Origin of the sequence: Lichenibacterium ramalinae, from assembly GCF_004137085.1 — a bacterium.
Lineage (GTDB): Bacteria > Pseudomonadota > Alphaproteobacteria > Rhizobiales > Beijerinckiaceae > Lichenihabitans > Lichenihabitans ramalinae.
On the sequence record NZ_QYBC01000018.1, the window covers coordinates 55,237 to 75,534 of the forward strand.

15 protein-coding genes are annotated in these 20,298 nt (G+C 73.6%); 9 read left to right on the top strand and 6 right to left on the bottom strand.

Annotation, left to right across the window (positions count from 1 at the left end; all coding sequences use genetic code 11):
* Positions 1-186 precede the first annotated feature (186 nt).
* Both D3272_RS19870 and D3272_RS19875 read left to right on the top strand, forming a co-directional pair.
* Entirely contained in the window at positions 187-2,241 is a 2,055-nt protein-coding gene (locus D3272_RS19870) for a hybrid sensor histidine kinase/response regulator (protein ID WP_245496687.1), read from the top strand.
* 263 nt (positions 2,242-2,504) lie between these two features.
* Complete coding sequence (locus tag D3272_RS19875; protein WP_129220960.1) at positions 2,505-4,847, top strand: EAL domain-containing protein; 2,343 nt, start codon at positions 2,505-2,507, stop codon at positions 4,845-4,847.
* Between the two features lie 37 nt (positions 4,848-4,884).
* Here the strand turns inward: D3272_RS19875 and D3272_RS19880 are convergent, their stop codons facing one another.
* From D3272_RS19880 to D3272_RS19890, 3 genes are all read right to left on the bottom strand, one after another.
* On the bottom strand, positions 4,885-5,742 hold the full coding sequence (locus D3272_RS19880; protein ID WP_129220961.1) for a transporter: 858 nt from the start codon (positions 5,740-5,742) through the stop codon (positions 4,885-4,887).
* Positions 5,743-5,992: 250 nt separating this feature from the next.
* Positions 5,993-6,784 carry a general stress protein gene (locus D3272_RS27720; protein WP_207210262.1) on the bottom strand — a complete coding sequence of 264 codons (792 nt, stop codon included), beginning with the start codon at positions 6,782-6,784 and terminating at the stop codon, positions 5,993-5,995.
* 37 nt (positions 6,785-6,821) lie between these two features.
* On the bottom strand, positions 6,822-7,196 hold the full coding sequence (locus D3272_RS19890) for a hypothetical protein (RefSeq protein ID WP_129220962.1): 375 nt from the start codon (positions 7,194-7,196) through the stop codon (positions 6,822-6,824).
* 293 nt (positions 7,197-7,489) lie between these two features.
* On the opposite strand from D3272_RS19890, the gene D3272_RS19895 reads away from it, so the two are divergent.
* Positions 7,490-7,933: a MarR family winged helix-turn-helix transcriptional regulator gene (locus D3272_RS19895; RefSeq protein WP_129220963.1), complete on the top strand. Its 444-nt coding sequence runs from the start codon at positions 7,490-7,492 to the stop codon at positions 7,931-7,933.
* Positions 7,934-7,945: 12 nt separating this feature from the next.
* Here the strand turns inward: D3272_RS19895 and D3272_RS19900 are convergent, their stop codons facing one another.
* Genes D3272_RS19900 through D3272_RS19910 form a run of 3 tightly spaced genes read right to left on the bottom strand, consistent with a single transcriptional unit; the run spans position 7,946 to position 13,291 of the window.
* A complete protein-coding gene (locus tag D3272_RS19900; protein ID WP_129220964.1) occupies positions 7,946-9,142 on the bottom strand; it encodes an amidohydrolase family protein in 1,197 nt (398 codons plus the stop codon).
* Positions 9,143-9,152: 10 nt separating this feature from the next.
* Complete coding sequence (locus tag D3272_RS19905) at positions 9,153-12,764, bottom strand: molybdopterin cofactor-binding domain-containing protein (protein WP_428978006.1); 3,612 nt, start codon at positions 12,762-12,764, stop codon at positions 9,153-9,155.
* Positions 12,761-13,291 carry a (2Fe-2S)-binding protein gene (locus tag D3272_RS19910; RefSeq protein ID WP_129220965.1) on the bottom strand — a complete coding sequence of 177 codons (531 nt, stop codon included), beginning with the start codon at positions 13,289-13,291 and terminating at the stop codon, positions 12,761-12,763. Before D3272_RS19910 ends, D3272_RS19905 begins: the two co-directional genes overlap by 4 nt.
* A gap of 256 nt (positions 13,292-13,547) precedes the next feature.
* Here D3272_RS19910 and D3272_RS19915 point away from each other — a divergent pair, with 256 nt between their 5' ends.
* The 6 genes from D3272_RS19915 to D3272_RS19940 all read left to right on the top strand — a co-directional run bounded on the left by D3272_RS19915 (position 13,548) and on the right by D3272_RS19940 (position 20,297).
* Positions 13,548-15,032 (top strand): 6-hydroxynicotinate reductase, encoded by a 1,485-nt coding sequence (locus tag D3272_RS19915; RefSeq protein ID WP_129220966.1) that lies wholly within the window; start codon positions 13,548-13,550, stop codon positions 15,030-15,032.
* Positions 15,029-15,919: an FAD:protein FMN transferase gene (locus D3272_RS19920; protein WP_165361431.1), complete on the top strand. Its 891-nt coding sequence runs from the start codon at positions 15,029-15,031 to the stop codon at positions 15,917-15,919. Before D3272_RS19915 ends, D3272_RS19920 begins: the two co-directional genes overlap by 4 nt.
* A complete protein-coding gene (locus D3272_RS19925; RefSeq protein WP_129220967.1) occupies positions 15,912-16,496 on the top strand; it encodes an amino acid synthesis family protein in 585 nt (194 codons plus the stop codon). The genes D3272_RS19920 and D3272_RS19925 overlap by 8 nt, the downstream gene beginning before the upstream one ends.
* Entirely contained in the window at positions 16,493-17,077 is a 585-nt protein-coding gene (locus tag D3272_RS19930) for an amino acid synthesis family protein (RefSeq protein WP_129220968.1), read from the top strand. The genes D3272_RS19925 and D3272_RS19930 overlap by 4 nt, the downstream gene beginning before the upstream one ends.
* Positions 17,074-18,303, top strand: coding sequence for an ABC transporter substrate-binding protein (locus D3272_RS19935; RefSeq protein ID WP_129220969.1), 1,230 nt, complete (start codon positions 17,074-17,076; stop codon positions 18,301-18,303). Before D3272_RS19930 ends, D3272_RS19935 begins: the two co-directional genes overlap by 4 nt.
* Before the next feature lie 107 nt (positions 18,304-18,410).
* The gene (locus D3272_RS19940; RefSeq protein ID WP_129220970.1) at positions 18,411-20,297 is read left to right on the top strand and encodes an ABC transporter permease; all 1,887 of its coding nucleotides are present in this window, start codon (positions 18,411-18,413) and stop codon (positions 20,295-20,297) included.
* The last annotated feature ends 1 nt before the right edge of the window (position 20,298 follow it).

Consider the following 20,298-nt stretch of genomic DNA (forward strand, 5'->3'; position numbering starts at 1 on the left):
CCCGCGGTTCCCTCGCCGGGGCCAGAAAGGTCCCGGCGCGGCGATGGCGCGCTCGGGTTCGGCGTCAATCACGTCCCGTCTACCCCAAATCTGCAGCGGAACCATGGACCTTCCGCCGCAGCCGGTGCACGAAGCTCTGGCGACTGACTCCGCGTCGCGCCGACGCCGGTCGGGGGAGCGAGCCGCTTGCACAAGTTCCTGAGACTGCTGTCCCGGCAGGACCTGTCGCCGCCGGCCCGCTATGGCCTGCCGATCCTGCTCGTCGCGCTGGCGACGCTGGTCCGGCTGGTGGCGCCGCTCGATGTCGCGCCCTTCCTGCTCTACATGCCGGTGATCCTCTTCGTCGCCGTGGCGGTCGGCCCCGGGCCGGGCTTCCTCGGCACGGCCCTGTCCACGCTGTTCGCCGCCGGCTTCTTCGCGCGGTCGAACGGCGCCATCGGCGCGACGGCATCGGTCTTCACCATGGGCCAGGCCGTGGCGCTGCTGCAATACGTGGTGGTGGGCTTCATCATGGTGACGGTGTCGGCCTCGCTGCGGCGCGCCATCATCGAGAACGAGGCGACGCTGCGACGCCTCGACGAGGCCAACCGCACCCTCGTCGAGAGCCGGGCGTCGCTGCTGGCCGCCAAGGCCGAGGCCGAGGTGGCGCGCCGGGACGCGGAAGCCGCCAAGGAGGCGGCCGAGGGGGCCAACCGCGCCAAGAGCGCCTTCCTGGCCAACATGAGCCACGAGCTGCGCACGCCGCTCTCGGCCGTCATCGGCTACAGCGAGATGCTGGAGGAACAGGCCGAGGACATGGGCGAGGCCGGCATGCTGGCCGACCTCGGCAAGGTGAAGTCCAACGCCCGGCACCTGCTCAGCCTCATCAACGACGTGCTCGACCTCAGCAAGATCGAGGCGGCCAAGATGGAAAGCTACGGCGAGGACTTCGACGTGGCGGACTTCGCGCGAGACGCCGCCGCCACCGTGGATTCGCTGGTGCGCCGCAAGGGCAACCGGCTGGTGCTGGACCTCGGCGACGGGCTCGGCCCGATGCATTCCGACGTGGTCAAGCTGCGCCAGTGCCTGTTCAACCTGCTCAGCAACGCCGCCAAGTTCACCGAGAACGGCACCATCACGGTGCGGGTCCGGCGCGAAGCCTCGGGCGGGGTCGATTGGGTGTCGTTCGCCGTCGAGGACACCGGGATCGGCATGGCGCCGGAGCAGATCGCGCGCCTGTTCCAGCGCTTCGCCCAGGCGGACGACAGCACCACCCGCCGCTTCGGCGGGACGGGGCTCGGGCTGGCGCTGAGCCGCGCCTTCAGCCAGCTGCTCGGCGGCGACATCGCGGTCGACAGCATCCCCGGCCAGGGCACGACCTTCACGCTGCGCGTGCCGGCGGTGCTGCAGGAGACGGTCCAGGACGCGAGCGAGGACGCGAACGCGGATGCGTCCGGCGACGGCGAGGACGGAGCGCTGGCCGACCCGACGCTGCGACCGCCGGGCGTCGCGGCGGCCGACCTCCGCCTCGTCCTCGTCGTCGACGACGAGGCGTCCCAGCGCGAGCTCCTGTCCCGCTTCCTGCAGCGCCAGGGTTTCGCGGTCCGCACGGCGGCGGACGGGCGCAGCGGCCTCGACCTCGCCCGCGCGCTGAAGCCGCATGTGATCCTGCTCGACGTCATGCTGCCCGAGATCGACGGCTGGTCGGTCTTGCAGGCGCTGAAGGAGGACCCCGCCACGGCCCTGATCCCCGTCGTCATGGTGAGTTTTGTCGCCGAGGCCGGGCTGAGCGCGGCGCTCGGCGCCGTCGACGCCGTGCCGAAGCCGGTCGACTGGGTCAAGCTGCGAACCGTCATGGACCAGTTCCGGGACGGCGGCGACGTCCTGATCGTCGACGACGACGCGGATGCGCGCGGCCGCCTGCGGAGCGTGCTCGAGGCGAGCGGCTGGAGCGTGCAGGAGGCGGGTGACGGCGCCGAAGCGCTCCGCCACGTCCTGCACACGCCGCCGCACGTCATCCTGCTCGACCTCACCATGCCGGTGATGGACGGCTTCACTTTTCTGCACCGGCTGCGCGAAACGCCGGGCTGCGCGGACCTCCCCGTCATCGTGCTCTCGGCCCGCGACATGTCGCCGACGGAGCGCTCGCGGCTGGCCGAGGCCGACGGGGTGCTGCGGAAAGGCGAGGCGAGCCTGCGCGAGGTCGCCGCCGAAGTGCGCCGCCTCGACGACCGCCAGGCCGGGCCGGTCGCCCCGGTTTGACGGGCCCCGGGCCGGACCCTCGTCTGCCGGCCCGTCGCAGTAAAACCGCGGCACTGTAGCCTCGAGGCGCTCTTGAACGCTGTGCAAGATCGTCGTTCCGAAGACTTTTCGCGTCAAAATTCCCCGAAATATTGGCGATGACTGGCAAGACTCTGCAGTCGGTGTAATGTTTCTCTAAGGGGATGGGCTGATCGTCGGTCTATGCCGGCTCGCCTGTCGCGGTGTTGCCGGTCCTCCTGCCGAACAGGCCCGACGTAGCGCCCATGGACACGAACGTCGTCGAGATTGCGCAGACCCTGGGCGAGGCGATGGCGGACCGCCGGGCCGTCGGCATGGACGAGCTGGTGCTGGCGCGGGCGCTGCTCGACCAGATCCCCGACATCCTGTTCATCAAGGACCAGAACAGCCGCTTCCTCCTGGCCAACCGCGCGCTCTGCCACGCCTATGGCTTCGCCGACCAGGGCGGGATCGTCGGCAAGTCGGATTTCGACCTGCATCCCGAGCCGGTCGCGCGCGGCTTCTTCGCCATCGAGCAGCAGATCATGGCGCGGGGCGATGCCGTGACGGATCTCGAGGAGTCCTTTCCCGACAGCCGGGGCGCGTGGCGCTGGTACCTGACCACCAAGCTGGCGCTGCGCGGCCGCGACAGGACGGTCGTCGGCCTGATCGGCATCGGGCGCGACATCACCGAGCGCAAGCTGGCGGAGCGCTACCGCTTCGAGCAGGGCGCCATCCTCGAGATGGTGGCCAAGAACGAGCCCCTGCCGGCGGTGCTGGAGCGGCTGGTGCTGTTCACCGAACGCCAGCTCGAGGGCATCCGCGGCTCGATCCTGCTGATGGACCGGGAGTCCGGGGTGCTGCGGGCGGGCGCGGCCCCGCGGCTCTCGCCCGACTATACCGCCGCGCTCGACGGCCTGCCGGTGGGGCCGGGCGTGGGGTCCTGCGGAACGGCGGCGTTCCGGCGCGAAACCGTCCTCGTGGCGGACATCGCCACGGACCCGCTCTGGGCGGGTTTCCGGGACCTCGCGGCGGCGCACGGGCTGCGCTCCTGCTGGTCGACCCCCATCCTGTCCCATGACGGGAGCGTGCTCGGCACCTTCGCCACCTATTCCGATCGGGTGCGCCTGCCGAGCGCGGCCGAGACCCACTTCATCGATGTGACGACGCGCATCGCCGGCATCGCGATCCAGCGCCAGGCCTCGGAGGACAGGATCCGCTTCGTCGCCCACCACGACGACCTGACCCGCCTTCCCAACCGCACCCTCCTCGAGGGGCGGCTGATGGCCGCCATCGCGGCGGCGCGGCCCGACGCCGGCGAGGTCGCCGTGGCCTTCATCGACCTCGACGACTTCAAGGTCATCAACGACGGGCTCGGCCACAGCGGCGGCGACGAGGTGCTGCGCGTCACGGCGGCCCGCATGGTCGAGGCGCTGGAGCCGCAGGACAGCGTCATCCGGCTCGGCGGCGACGAGTTCGTCGCCATCCTGCCGCACCGGCCCGGCGGCCCCCCGGCGCTCGAGCGGATCGCCTGCCTCAACGAGGCGATCTGCCGGCCCGTCGCCATCGCGGGGCGGGACGTGCGCATCACCTGCAGCATGGGGATCGCGCGCTTCCCGCGGGACGGCGCCGACCCCGAAACCCTGCTGACCAACGCCGACGACGCCATGTACGTCGCCAAGGAGGCGGGGCGGAACAACCGCAAGCTCTACGACATCGGCATGAACGCGGAGAAGCGCCACCGCGCCATGCTGAACGACCTCATGCACGGCGCCATCGATCGCGGCGAGATGCACCTCGTCTACCAGCCGCAGGTGGAGGTCCGCACCGGACGCATCTTCGCCGCCGAGGCCCTGCTGCGCTGGAACCATCCGGGGCTCGGCCTCATCCCGCCCTCCACCTTCGTCCCCATCGCCGAGGCTTCGGGCCTCATCGGGCGGATCGGCGACTGGGTCCTGGAAACCGCCTGCCGCCAGAACCGGGCGTGGCAGCAGGCCGGGGGCGAGGCCATCACGGTGTCGGTGAACGTGTCGGCGCGCCAGTTCATGGAACGGGACTGGGCGCAGACCGTCGGCCGCGTCCTCGCCGCGACGGGCCTCGACGCCCGCTTCCTCGACCTCGAAGTCACCGAAAGCATGCTGATGCGCGATGTCGGCCGCGCCGTCGCGACGATGCGCGAGCTGAAGGCCCTCGGCGCCCAGCTGTCGATCGACGACTTCGGCACCGGTTATTCCAACCTCAGCGCCCTCAAGCGCTTTCCGGTGGGCCGGCTGAAGATCGACCAGTCCTTCGTGCGCGACCTCGCCTCCGACGAGAACGACCGGGCCATCGCCTGCGCGGTCATCTCGCTCGGCCGCAGCCTCGGGCTGCGCATCATCGCCGAGGGGGTCGAGACCGAGGAGCAGGTCGCCTTCCTGACGCTGCACGGCTGCGACGAGGTGCAGGGCTATCACTTCGGCCGCCCCATGGAGGCGCGAGACCTCGCCCGCCTCCTGGGCTGCCGCGACGGGCCGGGGCGCCTTCCGGATCAGGACGGCGCGGCGGCGGAGGCCGGCGCCGGGCTGCGGCGGGCGCTCGGCCGGGACTGCGCCCTGCCGATGACCCCGTAGACGGCCGGCGTACCCGGCCGGCCGCGCCGCCGCGCCGTCAGAACCGGTGCGCCACGCCCGCGGCGACCTGCAGGTCCGGCGCGGCGCGGTTGAGGCCGACGAAGCCGCCGAGGTCGATCTGCGTGTCGGGCGTCACCAGATAGGCGATGGCGGTCTCGATGGTGGCGGTGTCGGGCGTCTTGCGGTCGCCGTTGACGACCGACGTCACCTCGAGGCTCGCCGTCAGCCCGTCGACGCCGGGCACGGGGTGGGACAGGTTGACGATGTTCGTCACGCTGGCGAAGGCCGGCCCGGTGCCGGCCCGCATGGCCTGGACCTGGCTCTGCAGCTCGAGCGTGAAGTCGTTCGGCAGCTTGAGCGAGAAGGGCGCCACCACGCCGCCGATCACCCGCTGGTTGCCGAAATGCGGGTCGCCGCTCGGCAGGGCGACGAACGGCGCCAGGGCGAAGGCCGCCCGGCCGCCGTCGTTGCCGAAGAGGTTGTAGCGGCCCTGGAGCGTCACGGCCCCGGTGCCGACGTCCCGCTCCTGGACGTGTCCGGTGCCGTCCGCCACGGTCCTGTCCGCCATCACGCCCGCCGTGAAGAGGTCGAACTCGAAGGACGGCGTGAGGCCGACGCGGATCTCGGGATCGGCGGCCTGCCAGGTGGTCGTGGTGGCGCCGTGGTCGCGGGACTGCAGGACGTTGGCGAGGTCGCTCTCGACTTGGATGCGGCCGGGGTCGAGGGTGAAGGGCGACAGGCTGTTCAGCGGCCGGTCCGGCGAGAAGCTGCGCAGCGCGGCATCGGGCGTCGGGTCGACGATGCTGTAGACGGACGTGTCGGCGGCGAAGGCCGGGCCCCCGAAGGCCAGCAACCAGGGGGCGAGCCATCGACCCGCCTTGGCTTTCTCACGCATGTTGTTCACCGGAACTCCGCCGCACTTCGTGGCGCGGCCGGACTATGGACGCCGGCAATGACGGATTCCAGCTCGAATCGAGGGCCTGTGCCAGCCAGCGTCGGGCTGTGGCCGGGGCGCGTCAGCACACATGCGCGTCGGGGACGGCGGCCCGGAAACGCCCGCTCCGAAACGACATCGCCCGCCACCGGGCGACCGGTGGCGGGCGATGCATGGGGTCGGACGCGTCCGGCGTCCGACCGCGGCGGGATCAGTACAGGCGAACGCGACGGCCGGCGTTGTCCCGGCTGCCGAGCGTGCCGGAGTCGAGGCCGGTGCCGGTCCCGAGGCCGGTGCCGGTCACGCCCGGCTCGGCGCGGGTCGGGGTTCCGCCGAACCCCGTGCCGGCGGGGCGGCTGTCCGGCGTAACGGCGTCGGCGACACGGGCGCCGGCCCGCTCCACGGCGTCCTTGGCGCGGGTCGCGCCGTCGGCGATCCGCTCGCCGGCGGTGCGATCCTCGGGCGCCCTGGCGAACGTCGTCTGCGGCCCGGCGGTCCAGCCGTCCTGGCCCCAGGCGGTGCGGCGCTCGTCGAGGTCCACGGCGCCGTCGACGTCGAGGATCTGGGTGGCGCGGTCGATCTGGGCCTCGTCGGCCCGCACCGTCACCAGCGTGCCGCCGCGGCGTACGCCCTCGGCATAGGCGTCGGCGTCGCCGTGGTCGATGCCGGCATCGGTCAAGGCGCCCACGAGGCCGCCGGCCGCAGCGCCGACGCCGGCGCCGACCAGGGTCGAGGCCAGCCAGCCCGCCGCCACCACGGGGCCGAGGCCCGGGATCGCCAGCATGCCGAGGCCTGCCAGCAACCCGGCGCCGCCGCCCAGGACCGTGCCGAACGAGGCGCCGGCGCCGGTGCCCGGATGGTCGCTGTATTGGCCGGTGTTGGCCTCGTCGTTGGAGACGATGGAGATGTTGTCGTGCGGGATGCCCGCAGCTTCGAGCTTGCCGACGGCATCGGCGGCGCTAGCGTAGCTATGGTAGAGTGCGGTCGCGGTTCTCGTGGCCATGATCAGTCCTCCAATGTCGACGGATGCGATGCGGCGCTCACTGCGCGCCGATGTTGCCCTTGTAGTCGAAGCCGATCTGCTCCTGCTTGCCGCCGCGGGTGGCGGTTCCGCGCCAGATGCCCTGGTCGTCCTTCTTGAGGTCCGACACGTCGGTGAAGCCCGCGCTGGAGATGCGGGACTTGGCCTGGCCTTCGGTGAAGCTGTTGGCACCCTTCTCGAGGGCCGTCATGGCGAGGACGTTCACGGTGCCGGACGCATTGACATTCGAGCCGGCATTGCCGGACCCGTTCACGGCTCCGTTGGAGGAGTTCGTCATCGTGCCGCTGCCCGGCGAGGCCGGGGTGGCGTTCTGCGCCAGCGCCGGGCCGGCGGCAAGCGTCAGAACGATCAAGGACGGTAGCAGCGCGCGCATTGTAAGTCTCCCGTGGTGACGTATCGGCAAAATCATCGAGGGCACCGGATGGTTCCGTATGAAGCAGCGGCTGCCCGGCCGTTAAGCAACAGGTCATTTTCAAGGCAGTCCGCGCCGTGACGGGACCGGCTTGTGCTCGGTCGGTCGGCCATGGGACGCGGCGGTTGCAGTCCCGGCCGTCCGGTGGCGGCGGGGCTTGCCTTTTGCGGGGTGCGGGACCCTTATCGGGTTGCAGGACCCCGTCGGGTCGCGGCGCCGCCCCGGGCGGACGGGCGGCGTGAGATCGAGGCCAGATGAAGCGGGACAGTGCGGGGGACGGCTCCACGGTGGACTACCGGCTCGACGAGCAGATCGGCTTCGTGCTGCGCCAGGTCGTCCAGCGCCATGCCGGCATCTTCGCGGCCGGCATGGACAGCGAGATCACGTCGACGCAATGGGCCGCCCTCGCCAAGCTGCACGAGCGCGGGCCGCTGAGCCAGAACCTGCTGGGGCGCATGATCGCCATGGACGCCGCGACCGTGAAGGGCGTGATCGACAGGCTGACGGCCCGCGGCCTGACCGCCACTCGCCCCGACCCGGTCGACCGCCGGCGGCACCTCGTCGCCCTGACGCAGGGCGGCGAGGCCCTGGTGCTGCGGCTCCTGCCCCGCGCCATCCGCATCACCGAGGACACGCTGGCGCCGCTCGACGGCGCGGAGCGCGTCGCCCTGGCGGGGCTGCTCGCCAGGCTGTGCTGACGCCCGGAGCCGTCAGCCGGCGACCACCTCGGGCACCGCCACGGCCGGCGGGGTGTTCCGGCTGCGTCCGGTGCGGACGAGCCCGTCGATCATCACCATGCCGATGCCCGGCAGGTCGCCGAGTTCGACCGCCTCGAGCAGCGTGCGGCCGGCGCCGTGCTGCGGCCGGTCGAGGAAGGTGAAGTCGGCGGCGCGGCCGACCTCCACCAGGCCGCAGTCCAGCGCCCGCATCCGCGCCGTGTTGCCGGTGCCGAAGCAGAACGCCACCTCGGCCGGCACCTCGCCGAGCGACGACAGCATGGCGATCATCCGCAGGATGCCGAGCGGCTGCACGCCCGAGCCGGCCGGCCCGTCGGTGCCGAGGATCACGCGCTCGAGCTGGCCCATCTCGCGCGCCGTCCGCAGCGTGTAGAGGGCGGCGCGCTCGTTGCCGTTGTGGACGATCTCGAGGCCGCGCCGGCAGCCCTCGCAGATGCAGCGGATCTCGCGGTCGGGCAGGGCGGTGTGGCCGCCGTTGACGTGGCCGACGACGTCCGTGTCGGCTTCCAGCACCACGGCGGCGTCGATGAGGCCCGAGCCCGGGATGGAGGGGCCGCCGGTGTGGATGGTCGACTGAATGCCGTACCGGCGCGCCCATCCCACCATGCGCCGCGCCGTCGGCCCGTCCTTGACGCCGCCGAGCCCCACCTCGCCGAGCAGCGTGACGCCCGCCTCGGCGAGGTCCTTGAAGTCCTGCTCCACCATGTCGGGCTCGATCACGGGCGCGCCGGCGTGGATCTTCATGCCGCCCGGCCGGAAGGCCGTGAACATGCGCTGCGCCGCGATCGCCATGGCCTTCAGGCCCACGACGTCGCGCGGCCGGCCGGGGGTGTGGACCTCGCCGGCCGAGATCATGGTGGTGACGCCGCCGTGCAGCGTCGAGTCGATCCAGTTGAGCTGGCTCTGGCGCGGCGTCCAATCGCCCGCCACGGGGTGGACGTGGCTGTCGACGAGCCCCGGCACCAGCCCGCAGCCGTGGGCGTCGATCACGGTGCGGGCGCCCTCGGCGTCGACGTCCTTGGCGCGGCCGACGGCGGCGATGCGCCCGTCCATCACCACCACCGTGTCGGCATCGAGGATCGGACGGGCGATGTCGCCGCTGAGCAGGAGGCCGATGTTGCGGATCACCACCTTGCCGGAGGCGGCGGCGGCGGGTGCGTCGTGGGCCATGATGCGGTCCTTAGTCTGAGGGGAATTCCACGATGGCGGGGTCGCGCGGCGCGTCCAAGGCGGCGCGCACCCGTGCCACGGCGGCGTCGAGGTCGGTCCAGGCGGGAGCGTCGGGCGCGAAGCGGGTGCGGAGGTAGCGCAGCAGCGCCGCGACCTGCCCGTCGGAATAGACGCGGCCGAAGGCCGGCATGGTGCCGAGGTCGGGATGCGCCGGGTCCATCAGGCCTTCCAGCACCACCCGCACCAGGTTGTCGGGCCGGGCGGCATGCAGGCTCGTGTTGAGCGCCAGGGCCGGCCGCACGCCGAACAGGGTCGGCCCGTCGGCCTCGTGGCAGGCCGCGCAGGCGCCGCGGTAGATCTGCCGGCCGAGCGCCGGGGCGCCCTGCGGCTCGGCGGCCGCGGCGGCCAGGAGGGCGGCGGCGCGGCTTTCGGGGGCGACCGCGGCCGGCGCCTGCAGCGCCGCGAGGTACTCCGCCATGGCACGGCGGTCGGCGTCGGGCAGGGCCGCGAGGCTCCGCACCACAGCCGCCATCGGGCCGGCCGCGACGCCGTGGGCGGGATCGTGGCCGGTCGACAGGTAGGCGTGGAGGGCGTCGGCGGTCCAGGGCACGGGCGCGGCGGCGAGGCCGGCCAGGGCCGGCGCGTCCCAGCCGTCGACGGTGCCGCCCGCGAGGTGGAGCGCGCCGCCGCGCTCGGCGCCGAGCGCGTTGCGCGGCGAATGGCAGGCCGAGCAATGGCCGAGCCCTTCGACGAGGTCCCGGCCGCGGTTCCACGCGGCGCTGCGGGCCGGGTCCGGCGCGGGCGGGCCGCCGCGCAGGAAGAGCCAGTTCCACAGCCGCATCATCCGGCGCTCGCCGAAGGGCGCGGCGAGCCGGGTCGGGGGTGGAACCTGCGCTTCGGCCGGCTCGGCCATCAGGAAGGCGTAGAGCGCCTGGATCTCGGCCTCGGGCGCCCTGGCGAAGCTCGTGTAGGGGTGGGCGGGGTAGAGGTTGCGGCCGTCGCGGCTCACGCCCTCCTGCATGGCGCGGGCGAAGGCCGGGTAGGACCAGGCGCCGATGCCGGCCTCGGCGTCGGGCGAGATGTTGGAGGCGAAGACCGTGCCGAACGGCGTGTGGATGGCCCGTCCGCCCGCCAGCCCCGTCCCCGACGGCCCGGCGTGGCAGACCGCGCAACCGCCGAGGGCGGCGGCGAGGCGCCCGCGCGCGATCGTCGCGGCCGAGAAGGCGGCGGGATCGGGCCGGGGCACGGCCGGGATGGCGGAGCGCAGCGGCAGGCAGGCGGCCGCCAGCGCGCCCAGCGTCGCGGCGCCGGCCGCCAGCAGCGCCGGGGCGAGGCGGGGACGCCAGCGCCGTCGCGCCGTCGGTTTCGCCGCCGCCGGCCCCGCCGCTTCCGGCCCCGGCAGCGGGTTCAGGGCGGCGCGGACCCGCTCGGCCGTGAAGGGCGGCTCGCGGAAGCGCACGCCGGTGGCATCGAAGATGGCGTTGGCGATGGCGGCGGCGCTCGGCACGGAGGCCGATTCGCCCACCCCGAGCGGCGGCTCCTCGGGCCGGTCCATCGTGACGACGTCGATGGCGGGCAGCTGCGCGAAGGTGAGGATCGGGTAGGCGCCCCAGTCCCGCGCCGCCGGCAGGCCGCCCTCGAAGGGTACGGCCTCGTGCAGCACGCGGCTCGTCGACTGCACCACGTTGCCGTGGATCTGGTGTTCGACCCCGGCGGGGTTGATCATCAGCCCCGAGTCCTGGCCCACCACGATCCGCTCGACCGCGACCTCGCCGCTGGCGCGGTTCACCGCCACGTCGGCCACCCAGGCCGACCAGGCGGCGGCCGTGCCGGGGAACTTGCCGTGCACGTAGACCGCATAGGCGAAGCCGCGCCCGCGCAGCCAGTCCCCATCCGCCGGCAGGGTTTGGGGAACCGCGTGGGGCTGCCAGCCGGCACGGTCGGCGACGGCGCGCACGAGGTCGACGGCGCGCGCGTCGCTGAGGTGGCGCAGCCGATATTCGACGGGGTCGACGCCCGCCGCCGTGGCGAGTTCGTCGATGAAGCTCTCGTGCGCGAAGGAATTCGGCAGCGCCGACACGCCGCGGATCCACGAAGCCCGGGCGATCGGCGGCATGTCGTGCACGGTGACGCGGGCATCGGCATAATCGTAGGGCGGCACGGCGGTGCGGTCCCCCATCTCGAAGACCTGCGGCACCGGCTCGGCGATGCCGGTCAGCAGCAGCGCCAGGGTCGGGGCGCCGTTGGACGGGTAGCGCGTCTCGAAATCGTAGGCGGCGGGAGCGCCCTCCGCCGTGAGGCCGCCCGCCACGTCCATCACCTGGGCGGTGCCCTTGGGCTCCCACAGGTGTTCCTGTTCGCGCGTCAGCTGCACCCGCACCGGCCGGCCGACGGCCCGCGACAGCAGCACGGCATCCGCCCCGACGTCGTCGGCGCAGTTGCGGCCGTAGCAGCCGGCCGCCTCGTGCCGGACGATTGCGATCCTGTCCTCGGCCACGCCCGTCAGCCGGGCGATGTCGGCGCGCAGCATCAGCGGGTTCTGGGTGCCGGACCAGAGCGTGATGCCGTCGGGCCGCACGTCGGCCACCGAGCAGGAGGGGCCGATGGAGCCGTGGAGCTGGTAGGGCCAGGTGTAGGTGCGGCGCATCGGCGTCGCCGCCCCGGCGAGCCCGCCCGCGACGTCGCCGCGGTCGAGCAGCACGCGGGGCGTCGACGGGTTGTCGCGCAGCGCGGCCTCGCCCGCCCCGGGATCGCGTCCCGGCGCGAAGCCGCGCCAGCGCGTCACGAGCGCTTCGGCGGCGCGCCCCGCCTGCTCCTCGCGCTCCGCCACGACGCCGACGAAGTCGCCCAGCACCACGACGGCGACCACCCCCGGCACATCCGCCACCGAGCTTTCGTCGACCGCGACGAGGCTGCGGCCGACGAAGGGCCCGTGGTCGAGCCCGGCATAGGGCGGGCGCACGACCCGGCCGTGCAGCATGCCCTCCACCCGCACGTCGTGCACGTAGGTGAAGGCGCCGGTCGCCTTGGCGGGGATGTCGCGGCGCGGCACCGATCGGCCGACCAGCCGGTGCTCGGCGGCGGGTTTGACCGCGCCCGCCTCGTCGAGCCGCAGGTGGATGCGCCGGCCGCGCAGCAGTTCGCCATAGCCCACGGCGGCATTGGCGCCCGGACGCCGCACGATCCCGTCCTCGACGGCGAGGTCGGCGACCGGCACGTCGAGGGCGGCCGCCGCCAGGGCCACGAGGTGGCGGCGCGCCTGGGCGGCGGCGCGGCGCAGCGGCACGGCCGTGACCTGGACGGTCTCGCTCGCGATGGTGGCGCCCTGGTTCGGCGTCCGGCCGGTGTGGCCCAGCACGACCGTCACGGCGTCCAGGGCGACGTCGAGCTCCTCGGCGACGATCTGGGCCAGGGCGGTGCCGATGCCGGTGCCGAGGTCGACGTGGCCGTTGTAGGCGGTGACGCGGCCCTCCGCGTCCACCGACAGGAAGAGCTCGGCCCCGTGCCCGGCGGGGTCCGGCGAGGCGGCCTCGGGCTCCTCGTGCAGCGGGCCGGCCGGATGGTCGCCGCGAAAGACGCGGAGCACGCCGGCGGGCGGGCGCGGGTCGGCGGGACCGCTCACGGGCGACGCCCCGCGTCGGCGCCCGCGTCGCCGGACGACCCCATCAGCTCGGCCGCGCGCCGCACCGCCTTCAGGATCTCCACGTGGGTGCCGCAGCGGCACAGGTTGCCGGAGAGTTCGCGGCGGATCTCGGCCTCGCCGGGCGAAGGGTTGCGCGCCAGCAGCGCCACTGTCGTCAGGATCATGCCGTTCAGGCAATAGCCGCATTGCGCCGCCTGCGCGTCGACGAAGGCCTGCTGCACGGGGTGGAGGCCCGGCGCCGAGGCGAGCCCTTCGAGCGTCGTCACGCGGCGGCCGCGCGCCACCGCGAGCGGCAGGATGCAGGCCCGGGCCGGGACGCCGTCGACCAGCACCGTGCAGGCGCCGCATTGGCCGAGGCCGCAGCCGTATTTGGCGCCGTTGAGGCCGAGGTCGTTGCGCAGCAGGTCGAGCAGCGCCACCGTGCCGGGCCGGGCGAACGCGACGGCGGTCCCGTTCACCTCGAGGGTGATGGTGCCGCTTTCGGGTGCCGTGCTGGTGGGAGCCATGCCGGTGTCGCCGCCGCCGATCGTTCGTACACCAACATCAAAGCACGCGCGGCGTCGCGGCAGAAGCCCCAATGTGACGCGGCGCGATACTGTGCAGTGCAGCGCCTCGACAATCATCGCGCTGCACAATCCATCGTCGGACTGCCTTGGCGATGGACAGGCAAGTCGAGGGCGCGCAAACGACTTGACAGCCGTGGCAGCCGGGGCGCAGCTTGTTCGCATACGAACGATTGCGCCGCTCACCGAGGAGCCGGTGATGTCCCTTGTGCCAGACAGCGCCGGCCCGGCCGCGGACAAGATCCGCTGCGACGCCTGCCCGGTGATGTGCTACATCCGGCCCGGCCAGCGCGGCGCCTGCGACCGCTACGCCAACGCGGCCGGCCTGCTCGTGCGGGTGGACCCGCATGTCGTGCTGGAACGGACGCTGGAGGACGGGGGCCGCCTCGTGCCCTTCGGCGCCGGGGCGCTCGACTGGGACGGCACGGTGGTGGGCCAGCCCCAGGCCTTCGTCACCGCCATCGGCGCCGGCACCACCTATCCCGACTACAAGCCCGCCCCCTTCATCGTCGCCTCCGAGGTCGAGGGCGTCGACATGGTCACGGTGGTGACGGAGGGGATCTTCTCCTACTGCGGCGTCAAGGTGAAGGTCGACACCGACCGCCACCTCGGCCCCGAGCGGGCGCTGGCCCGCGTCGACGGCGAGCCGGTGGGCCACGTCACGACGGGGGAATACGGCTCGCAGATGCTGTCGCTCGGCGGCGTGCACCACCTCACGGGCGGCTCGAAGCGGGAAGGCCGCACCACCTGCGAGGCCCTGCTGGCGCTGTGCAACGGCGAAGCCGTCACCCTCGCCATCGACGGCGGCGCCACCGTCGAGGTCCAGTCCGGCCGGCCGCCGCGGGTCGACGGCGCGCTGGAGGAGCGCATGCGCGTCGGCTGCGGCTCGGCGACGATCGGCATGTTTGCCAAGCAGTGGCACGGGCTCGTCGACGAGGTGGTGGTGGTGGACGACCACATCACCGGCGTCCTGTCCGAGCATCAGGCCGGCGTGCTCCTGGGCATCGCGCCGACCGGCATCAGGCTCAAGGGGCGGCGTTCGACGCCCGGGCGCTATTTCCAGGTCGCCCAGCCCGGCACCGGCTGGGGCGGGACCGACATCGCCGACCCGCTGCAGATCCTCGGCGGCTTCGACGCCCGGGCGGCCCGGCCCGGCCAAACCCTGCTGATGGTGTCGACCACGGGCGAACATGCCGGCTTCTACGCCCTCGACGAGGCGCTGCGCCCGGTCGAGCGCGACATGCCGGCGGCGCTCGCCGCCTCCGTGGCGCTGATCCGCGAGAACTGCGAGCCGGCCCTCGCCACCGTGCTGTTCATGGGCGGGGCCGGCGGGTCGCTGCGGGCCGGCGTCACCGAGAACCCCGTGCGCCTCACCCGCTCGGTCAAGGACGCCCTCACGGTCGTGACCTGCGGGGGGGCGCCGACCTATGTGTGGCCGGGCGGCGGCATCACCTTCATGGTGGACGTGTCGCGCGTACCGGCGGGCGGCTTCGGCTCGGTGCCGACGCCGGCCCTCGTGGCGCCGATCGAGTTCACGCTGCGGCTCGCCGACTATGCGGCGCTCGGCGGCCACATGGACGAGGTCCGGCCGCTGTCGGACTTCCGCGGGCCCGGCGTTCACCGCCGCCAGGTGCCGCACCGCGCCGGCGACCCCTGGCCGCTGTCGCCGGTCGCGCGCCCGTGAGCCGGCTCCGGGCCCGCATGCTGCCGGACGGGCGCCGCCTGCACCTCCAGGACGGGCCGATCGACCTCGTGATCCGGGCCGACGGCGCACCGGCGGCCGTGGCGGCGGCCGGTGCGGCGGCCATCGCCGCCCTCGACGGGCTGCTCGACGGGCTTTGTGCCGAGATCGCGGCGCTGCGGGCGCCGCCCGGCGCCGCCCATCCGGCCGGCCCGGTGGCGCGCCGCATGGCGGGCGCCGTCGCGCCCTTCGCGGCCGAAACCTTCATCACCCCCATGGCGGCCGTGGCGGGCGCGGTGGCCGATGCCGTGCTGGACGCCATGCTGCGGGCCGCCCCGCTCGACCGCGCCTTCGTCAACAACGGCGGCGACATCGCGCTCCATTGCGGGCCCGGCGCGAGCCTTTCGATCGGCCTCGTCGACCGGCCCGACCGGCCGAGCCTGTTCGGCCGCACGGCGGTCCACCACCGCGACGGCATCGGCGGCATCGCCACCAGCGGCTGGCGCGGGCGCTCCTTCTCGCGCGGCATCGCCGACAGCGTCACGGTGCTGGCCCGCACGGGCGCGGAGGCCGACGCCGCCGCGACGGTGGTGGCCAATGCCGTCGACCTGCCGGGCCACCCGGCCGTGCGGCGCGCCCCGGCCGACAGCCTCAACCCCGACAGCGACCTCGGCCCGCGCCTCGTCACGCGCGATGTCGGGCCGCTCGCGCCGGCGGAGGTCGCGGCCGCGCTCGCCGCCGGCGTCGCGCGGGCCGACGAACTCGTGGCGCGCGGCCTCATTGTGGGTGCGGCGCTGCAATTGCAGGGTATGGTCGACACGGCCGGCCGCCCCGGCATCTTCGCTCCCCCGCTGCCCGCCATCCGCCCGGAGGTCGCCCACCATGCCTGAGGTCGCGGTCCGCAAGAGGATCATCACGGTCGAGGAGGTGTTCCACGAGGGCGGCCCGCCCGCCGCCGTGCCGCTGAAGCGCGGCGCCATCGTCACCGTCATCGCCAACCCCTTCGCGGGGCGCTACGTGGCCGAGATCGCGCCCTTCATGGAGGACCTGAAGCCGCTCGGCGCCGCCATGGCGCGGGCGCTGGTCGACGCGCTCGGCGGCGATCCCGCCCTGGTGCAGGGCTACGGCAAGGGCGCCATCGTGGGCCAGGCCGGCGAGATCGAGCACGGTGCCCTGTGGCACGCGCCCGGCGGCTACGCCATGCGGGCGGTGCTGGGCGACGCCAAGGCCATCGTGCCCTCCACCAAGAAGGTCGGCGGCCCCGGCACGCGGCTCGACGTGCCCGTCACCCACATCAACGCCTCCTACGTGCGGAGCCACTTCGACGCCCTGGAGGTCGGCGTGCCGGACGGGCCGCGGGCCGACGAGATGGCGCTCGTGCTGGTGATGACCACCGGGCCGCGCGTGCACGACCGCGCCGGCGGCCTCGCCGCCGCCGACATCCAGGGCCGGGACGGGCTGCGATGAGCGCCGCCATCCGCAAGATCGTGACCCTGGTCGACGAGACCCTGGTCGAGATGGGCCGGCCCGTCGATCCGCCGGTGCGCCGTGCCGCCGCCGTGGCGGTCATCGCCAACCCCTTCGCGGGCCGCTACTCCGAGGACCTCGAGGCGCTCGTCGCCGCCGGGGAGGAGCTCGGCGACCTCCTGGTCCGCCGGGCGGTGGCGGCGCTCGGCCTGCCGGGCGACGCCGTGCAAAGCTACGGCAAGGCCGCGCTCGTGGGCGAGGACGGCGAACTCGAACATGCCGCCGCCCTGCTGCATCCCCGCATGGGCGCGCCGGTCCGCCGGGCGCTCGGCGGCGGGGCCGCGCTGATCCCCTCCTCGAAGAAGCGCGGCGGCCCCGGGGCGCCGCTCGACATCCCGCTCGGCCACAAGGACGCGGCCTTCGTGCGCAGCCATTTCGATGGGATGGAGGTGCGGGTCAACGACGCCCCGCGCGCCGGCGAGATCATGGTGGTGGTGGCGGTGACGAGCGGCGGCCGCCCGCATCCGCGGGTCGGCGGGCTGACGATCGACGGGATCAAGGGCGAGGACGGGCTGCGATGACGGGACGGGCACGCGTTTCACGACGGGCATCGGCGGCGGGCCTCGGCGCCCTGGCGGTCGGCCTCGGCTGGCTGGGCACGGCCGGCGCCGCGCTGGCGGCCGACATCAAGGTCGGCGAGATCAACTCCTACTCGGCCCTGCCGTCCTTCACCGAGCCCTACCGCAAGGGCTGGCAGCTCGCCGTCGACGAGATCAACGCCCACGGCGGCATCGGCGGCAAGACGCTGGTGGTGGTGTCGAGGGACGATGCCGGCAAGCCCGGCGAGGCCCTCACGGCCGCCAACGAACTCGTCTCGCGCGAGGGTGTCGTGCTGCTGGCCGGCGGCTTCTTCTCCAACGTCGGCCTCGCGCTCGGCGACTTCGCCAAGCAGCACAGGATCGTCTACGTCGCGGGCGAGCCGCTGACGGACGCGCTCGTCTGGTCGGCCGGCAACCGCTACACGTTCCGCCTGCGGCCCTCGAACTACATGCAGGCCGCCATGCTGGCCGAGGAGGCCGCGAAGCTGCCGGCCAAGACCTGGGCGTCGATCGCGCCCAACTACGAATACGGCCAGTCCGCCGTGGCGGTGTTCAAGAAGCTCCTGTCGGCGCGGCGGCCGGACGTGACCTGGGTCGCCGAGCAATGGCCGACGCAGGGCAAGATCGACGCCGGCCCGGTGGCCCAGGCCATCGCCGCCGCCAAGCCCGACGCCATCCTCAACGTCGAGTTCGGCCCCGACCTCGTGAAGCTGGTGCGCGAAGGCGACACGCGCGGCCTGTTCAAGGGCCGCAGCGTCGTGAGCTTCCTGACGGGCGAGCCCGAATACCTCGACCCTCTCAAGGACGAGGCGCCCGAGGGCTGGATCGTCACCGGCTACCCCTGGCAGGCGATCCACACACCCGCCCACGACGCCTTCCTCAAGGCCTACCAGGACCGCTACCACGACCATCCCCGGCTCGGCTCGGTGGTGGGCTACGCGCTGATCCAGGCCGTGGCCGGCATCCTACGCAAGGCGGATTCGACCGACCCCGAGACGATCGTGGCGGCCGCCGAGGGGCTCGGCTTCGACACGCCCTTCGGCCCGGCGAGCTTCCGCGCCATCGACCACCAGTCGACGCTCGGCGCCTTCGTGGGCACGACGGCGCGCCGGGACGGGGCCGGCGTGATGGAGAACTTCCGCTACGTCGACGGCGCCGCGGTGCTGCCGCCCGACGCCGACGTGAAGGCCCTCCGCCCGAAGGAGTGAGGCGCGTCCGCCCGTCGCCTGGCGAGGCGGCGGGCGCCCCCAGCCGACGCCCATCGCCCTCCCGCTTCCGGGCGGAGGGGCCGGCCCAGGACCGAAGGAGACCCGCGTTGGATTTCGTCTTCGCCCAGTTCCTCACGGGCCTCGCCGGCGCGGCGTCGCTGTTCCTCGTGGCGTCGGGCCTGTCGATCATCTTCGGCGTCACCCGGGTCGTGAACTTCGCCCACGGCGCCTTCGCTATGCTGGGCGCCTACGTGGCCTACACGCTGACGGCGCGGTTCTCCGGGCCTTTCGGCTTCTGGGGCGGCATCCTGGGCGCCTCGGTCCTGGTCGCGCTGTTCGGCGCCGTCATCGAGATGGCGCTGCTGCGCCGTCTCTACCGGGCGCCCGAGCTGTTCCAGCTCCTCGCCACCTTCGGCCTCACCCTCGTCTTCGAGGACCTCGTCGTGCTGGTCTGGGGACCCGACGACCTCCTCGGCCCCCGTGCCCCGGGCCTCGCCGGGGCGGTGGAGCTCTTCGGCCAGGCCGTGCCGAGCTACGACCTCCTGCTGATCGCCCTCGGCCCCATCGCCTTCGGGCTCCTCTGGCTGCTGTTCCACAGGACGCGCTTCGGCGTGCTGGTGCGGGCCGCCACGCAGGACCGCGAGATGGTGGCGGCGCTCGGCGTCGACGGGCGCTGGCTCTTCACCGCGGTCTTCACGCTCGGCGTCTTCATGGCGGCCTTCGGCGGGGCCGTGCAGTTGCCGCGCGACGCCGTCAACCACACGATCGACCTGCGCCTCATCGTCGACGTCTTCGTCGTCGTGGTCATCGGCGGCCTCGGCAGCGTCGGCGGGGCCTTCGTGGCGTCGGTGCTGGTGTCGGAACTCGACGCCTTCGGCATCCTGGTGCTGCCCGGCGTGTCGCTGGTGCTGGTGTTCGTCGTCATGGCGCTGGTGCTGGTGGTGCGGCCCTTCGGGCTGTTCGGCCGCGCCGAGGCGCCGAGCCGCGCCGTGCCGGAGCCGGGCCGCAAGCCTCCGGCCCCGCTGTCGGCGCCGGCGCGCCTCGCCGTCGCCGCGCTGGTGGCGGCGACCGCCACCGTGCCGCTCTGGGCCGGCGACTATCTCGTCACGGTGGGGTCGGAGATCCTCATCGTGGCGATCTTCGCGGCGAGCCTGCAGTTCATCATGTCGGCGGGCGCCATGGTGTCGTTCGGCCATGCCGCCTATTTCGGCCTCGGCGCCTACGGGGCGGCGCTGGCCGTGAAGCTGCTCGGCCTGCCGATGCTGCCGGCGCTCGCCTGCGGCATGCTGCTGGCCCTGGCGGGGGCGGCGCTGTTCGGCTGGTTCTGCGTGCGGCTGTCGGGCGTCTACTTCGCCATGCTCACCCTGGCCTTCGCCCAGATCGCCTGGTCGGTGGCCTTCGGCTGGACGGGTGTGACGGGGGGCGACAACGGCCTCCTCGGCCTGTGGCCGGACGGCTGGGCGGCCTCGCCGCGCGCCTTCTTCTGGCTGTGCCTCGCGGCCGCGGCGGCGAGCGTCGCGCTGATCCGGGCCCTGGTCTTCTCGCCCTTCGGCCTGGGCCTGCGTGCCGTGCGGGACTCGGCGTTGCGGGCCGAGGCGCTGGGTCTCGGCCGCGCCCCCGTGCAATGGGCGGCCTTCGCGCTGGCCGGCACCGTCGCCGGACTGGCGGGCGGCCTCTTCGTCTTCCTGAAGGGCAGCGTCTTCCCCGACAGCCTCGGCATCGGAACCTCGGTCGACGGGCTCGTCATGGTGCTGCTCGGCGGCATCGGCACGGTCTCGGGGGGCGTCGTCGGCGCTGTTGTCTACAAGGCCCTGTCGGTCTGGCTGATTTCGCAGACGGATCATTCCAAGCTCGCCCTCGGCCTCGTCATCCTGGCCCTGGTGCTGCTCTTCCCCGCGGGCCTCGGCGGGCTCGCCTCGCGCCTCGCGCCGCGCCGCCGGAGGGCTGCGGCGCCCGCGGTCCACCCTGCCGTCGGCGTCGGGGGTGCGCCGTGAC

Bases quoted from the DNA above. Each gene is read 5' to 3' on its own strand.
- D3272_RS19875 (WP_129220960.1), top strand. From the start codon at position 2,505: ATGGACACGAACGTCGTCGAGATTGCGCAGACCCTGGGCGAGGCGATG.
- D3272_RS19880 (WP_129220961.1), bottom strand. From the start codon at position 5,742: ATGCGTGAGAAAGCCAAGGCGGGTCGATGGCTCGCCCCCTGGTTGCTG.
- D3272_RS27720 (WP_207210262.1), bottom strand. From the start codon at position 6,784: ATGGCCACGAGAACCGCGACCGCACTCTACCATAGCTACGCTAGCGCC.
- D3272_RS19890 (WP_129220962.1), bottom strand. From the start codon at position 7,196: ATGCGCGCGCTGCTACCGTCCTTGATCGTTCTGACGCTTGCCGCCGGC.
- D3272_RS19895 (WP_129220963.1), top strand. From the start codon at position 7,490: ATGAAGCGGGACAGTGCGGGGGACGGCTCCACGGTGGACTACCGGCTC.
- D3272_RS19900 (WP_129220964.1), bottom strand. From the start codon at position 9,142: ATGGCCCACGACGCACCCGCCGCCGCCGCCTCCGGCAAGGTGGTGATC.
- D3272_RS19910 (WP_129220965.1), bottom strand. From the start codon at position 13,291: ATGGCTCCCACCAGCACGGCACCCGAAAGCGGCACCATCACCCTCGAG.
- D3272_RS19915 (WP_129220966.1), top strand. From the start codon at position 13,548: ATGTCCCTTGTGCCAGACAGCGCCGGCCCGGCCGCGGACAAGATCCGC.
- D3272_RS19925 (WP_129220967.1), top strand. From the start codon at position 15,912: ATGCCTGAGGTCGCGGTCCGCAAGAGGATCATCACGGTCGAGGAGGTG.
- D3272_RS19930 (WP_129220968.1), top strand. From the start codon at position 16,493: ATGAGCGCCGCCATCCGCAAGATCGTGACCCTGGTCGACGAGACCCTG.
- D3272_RS19935 (WP_129220969.1), top strand. From the start codon at position 17,074: ATGACGGGACGGGCACGCGTTTCACGACGGGCATCGGCGGCGGGCCTC.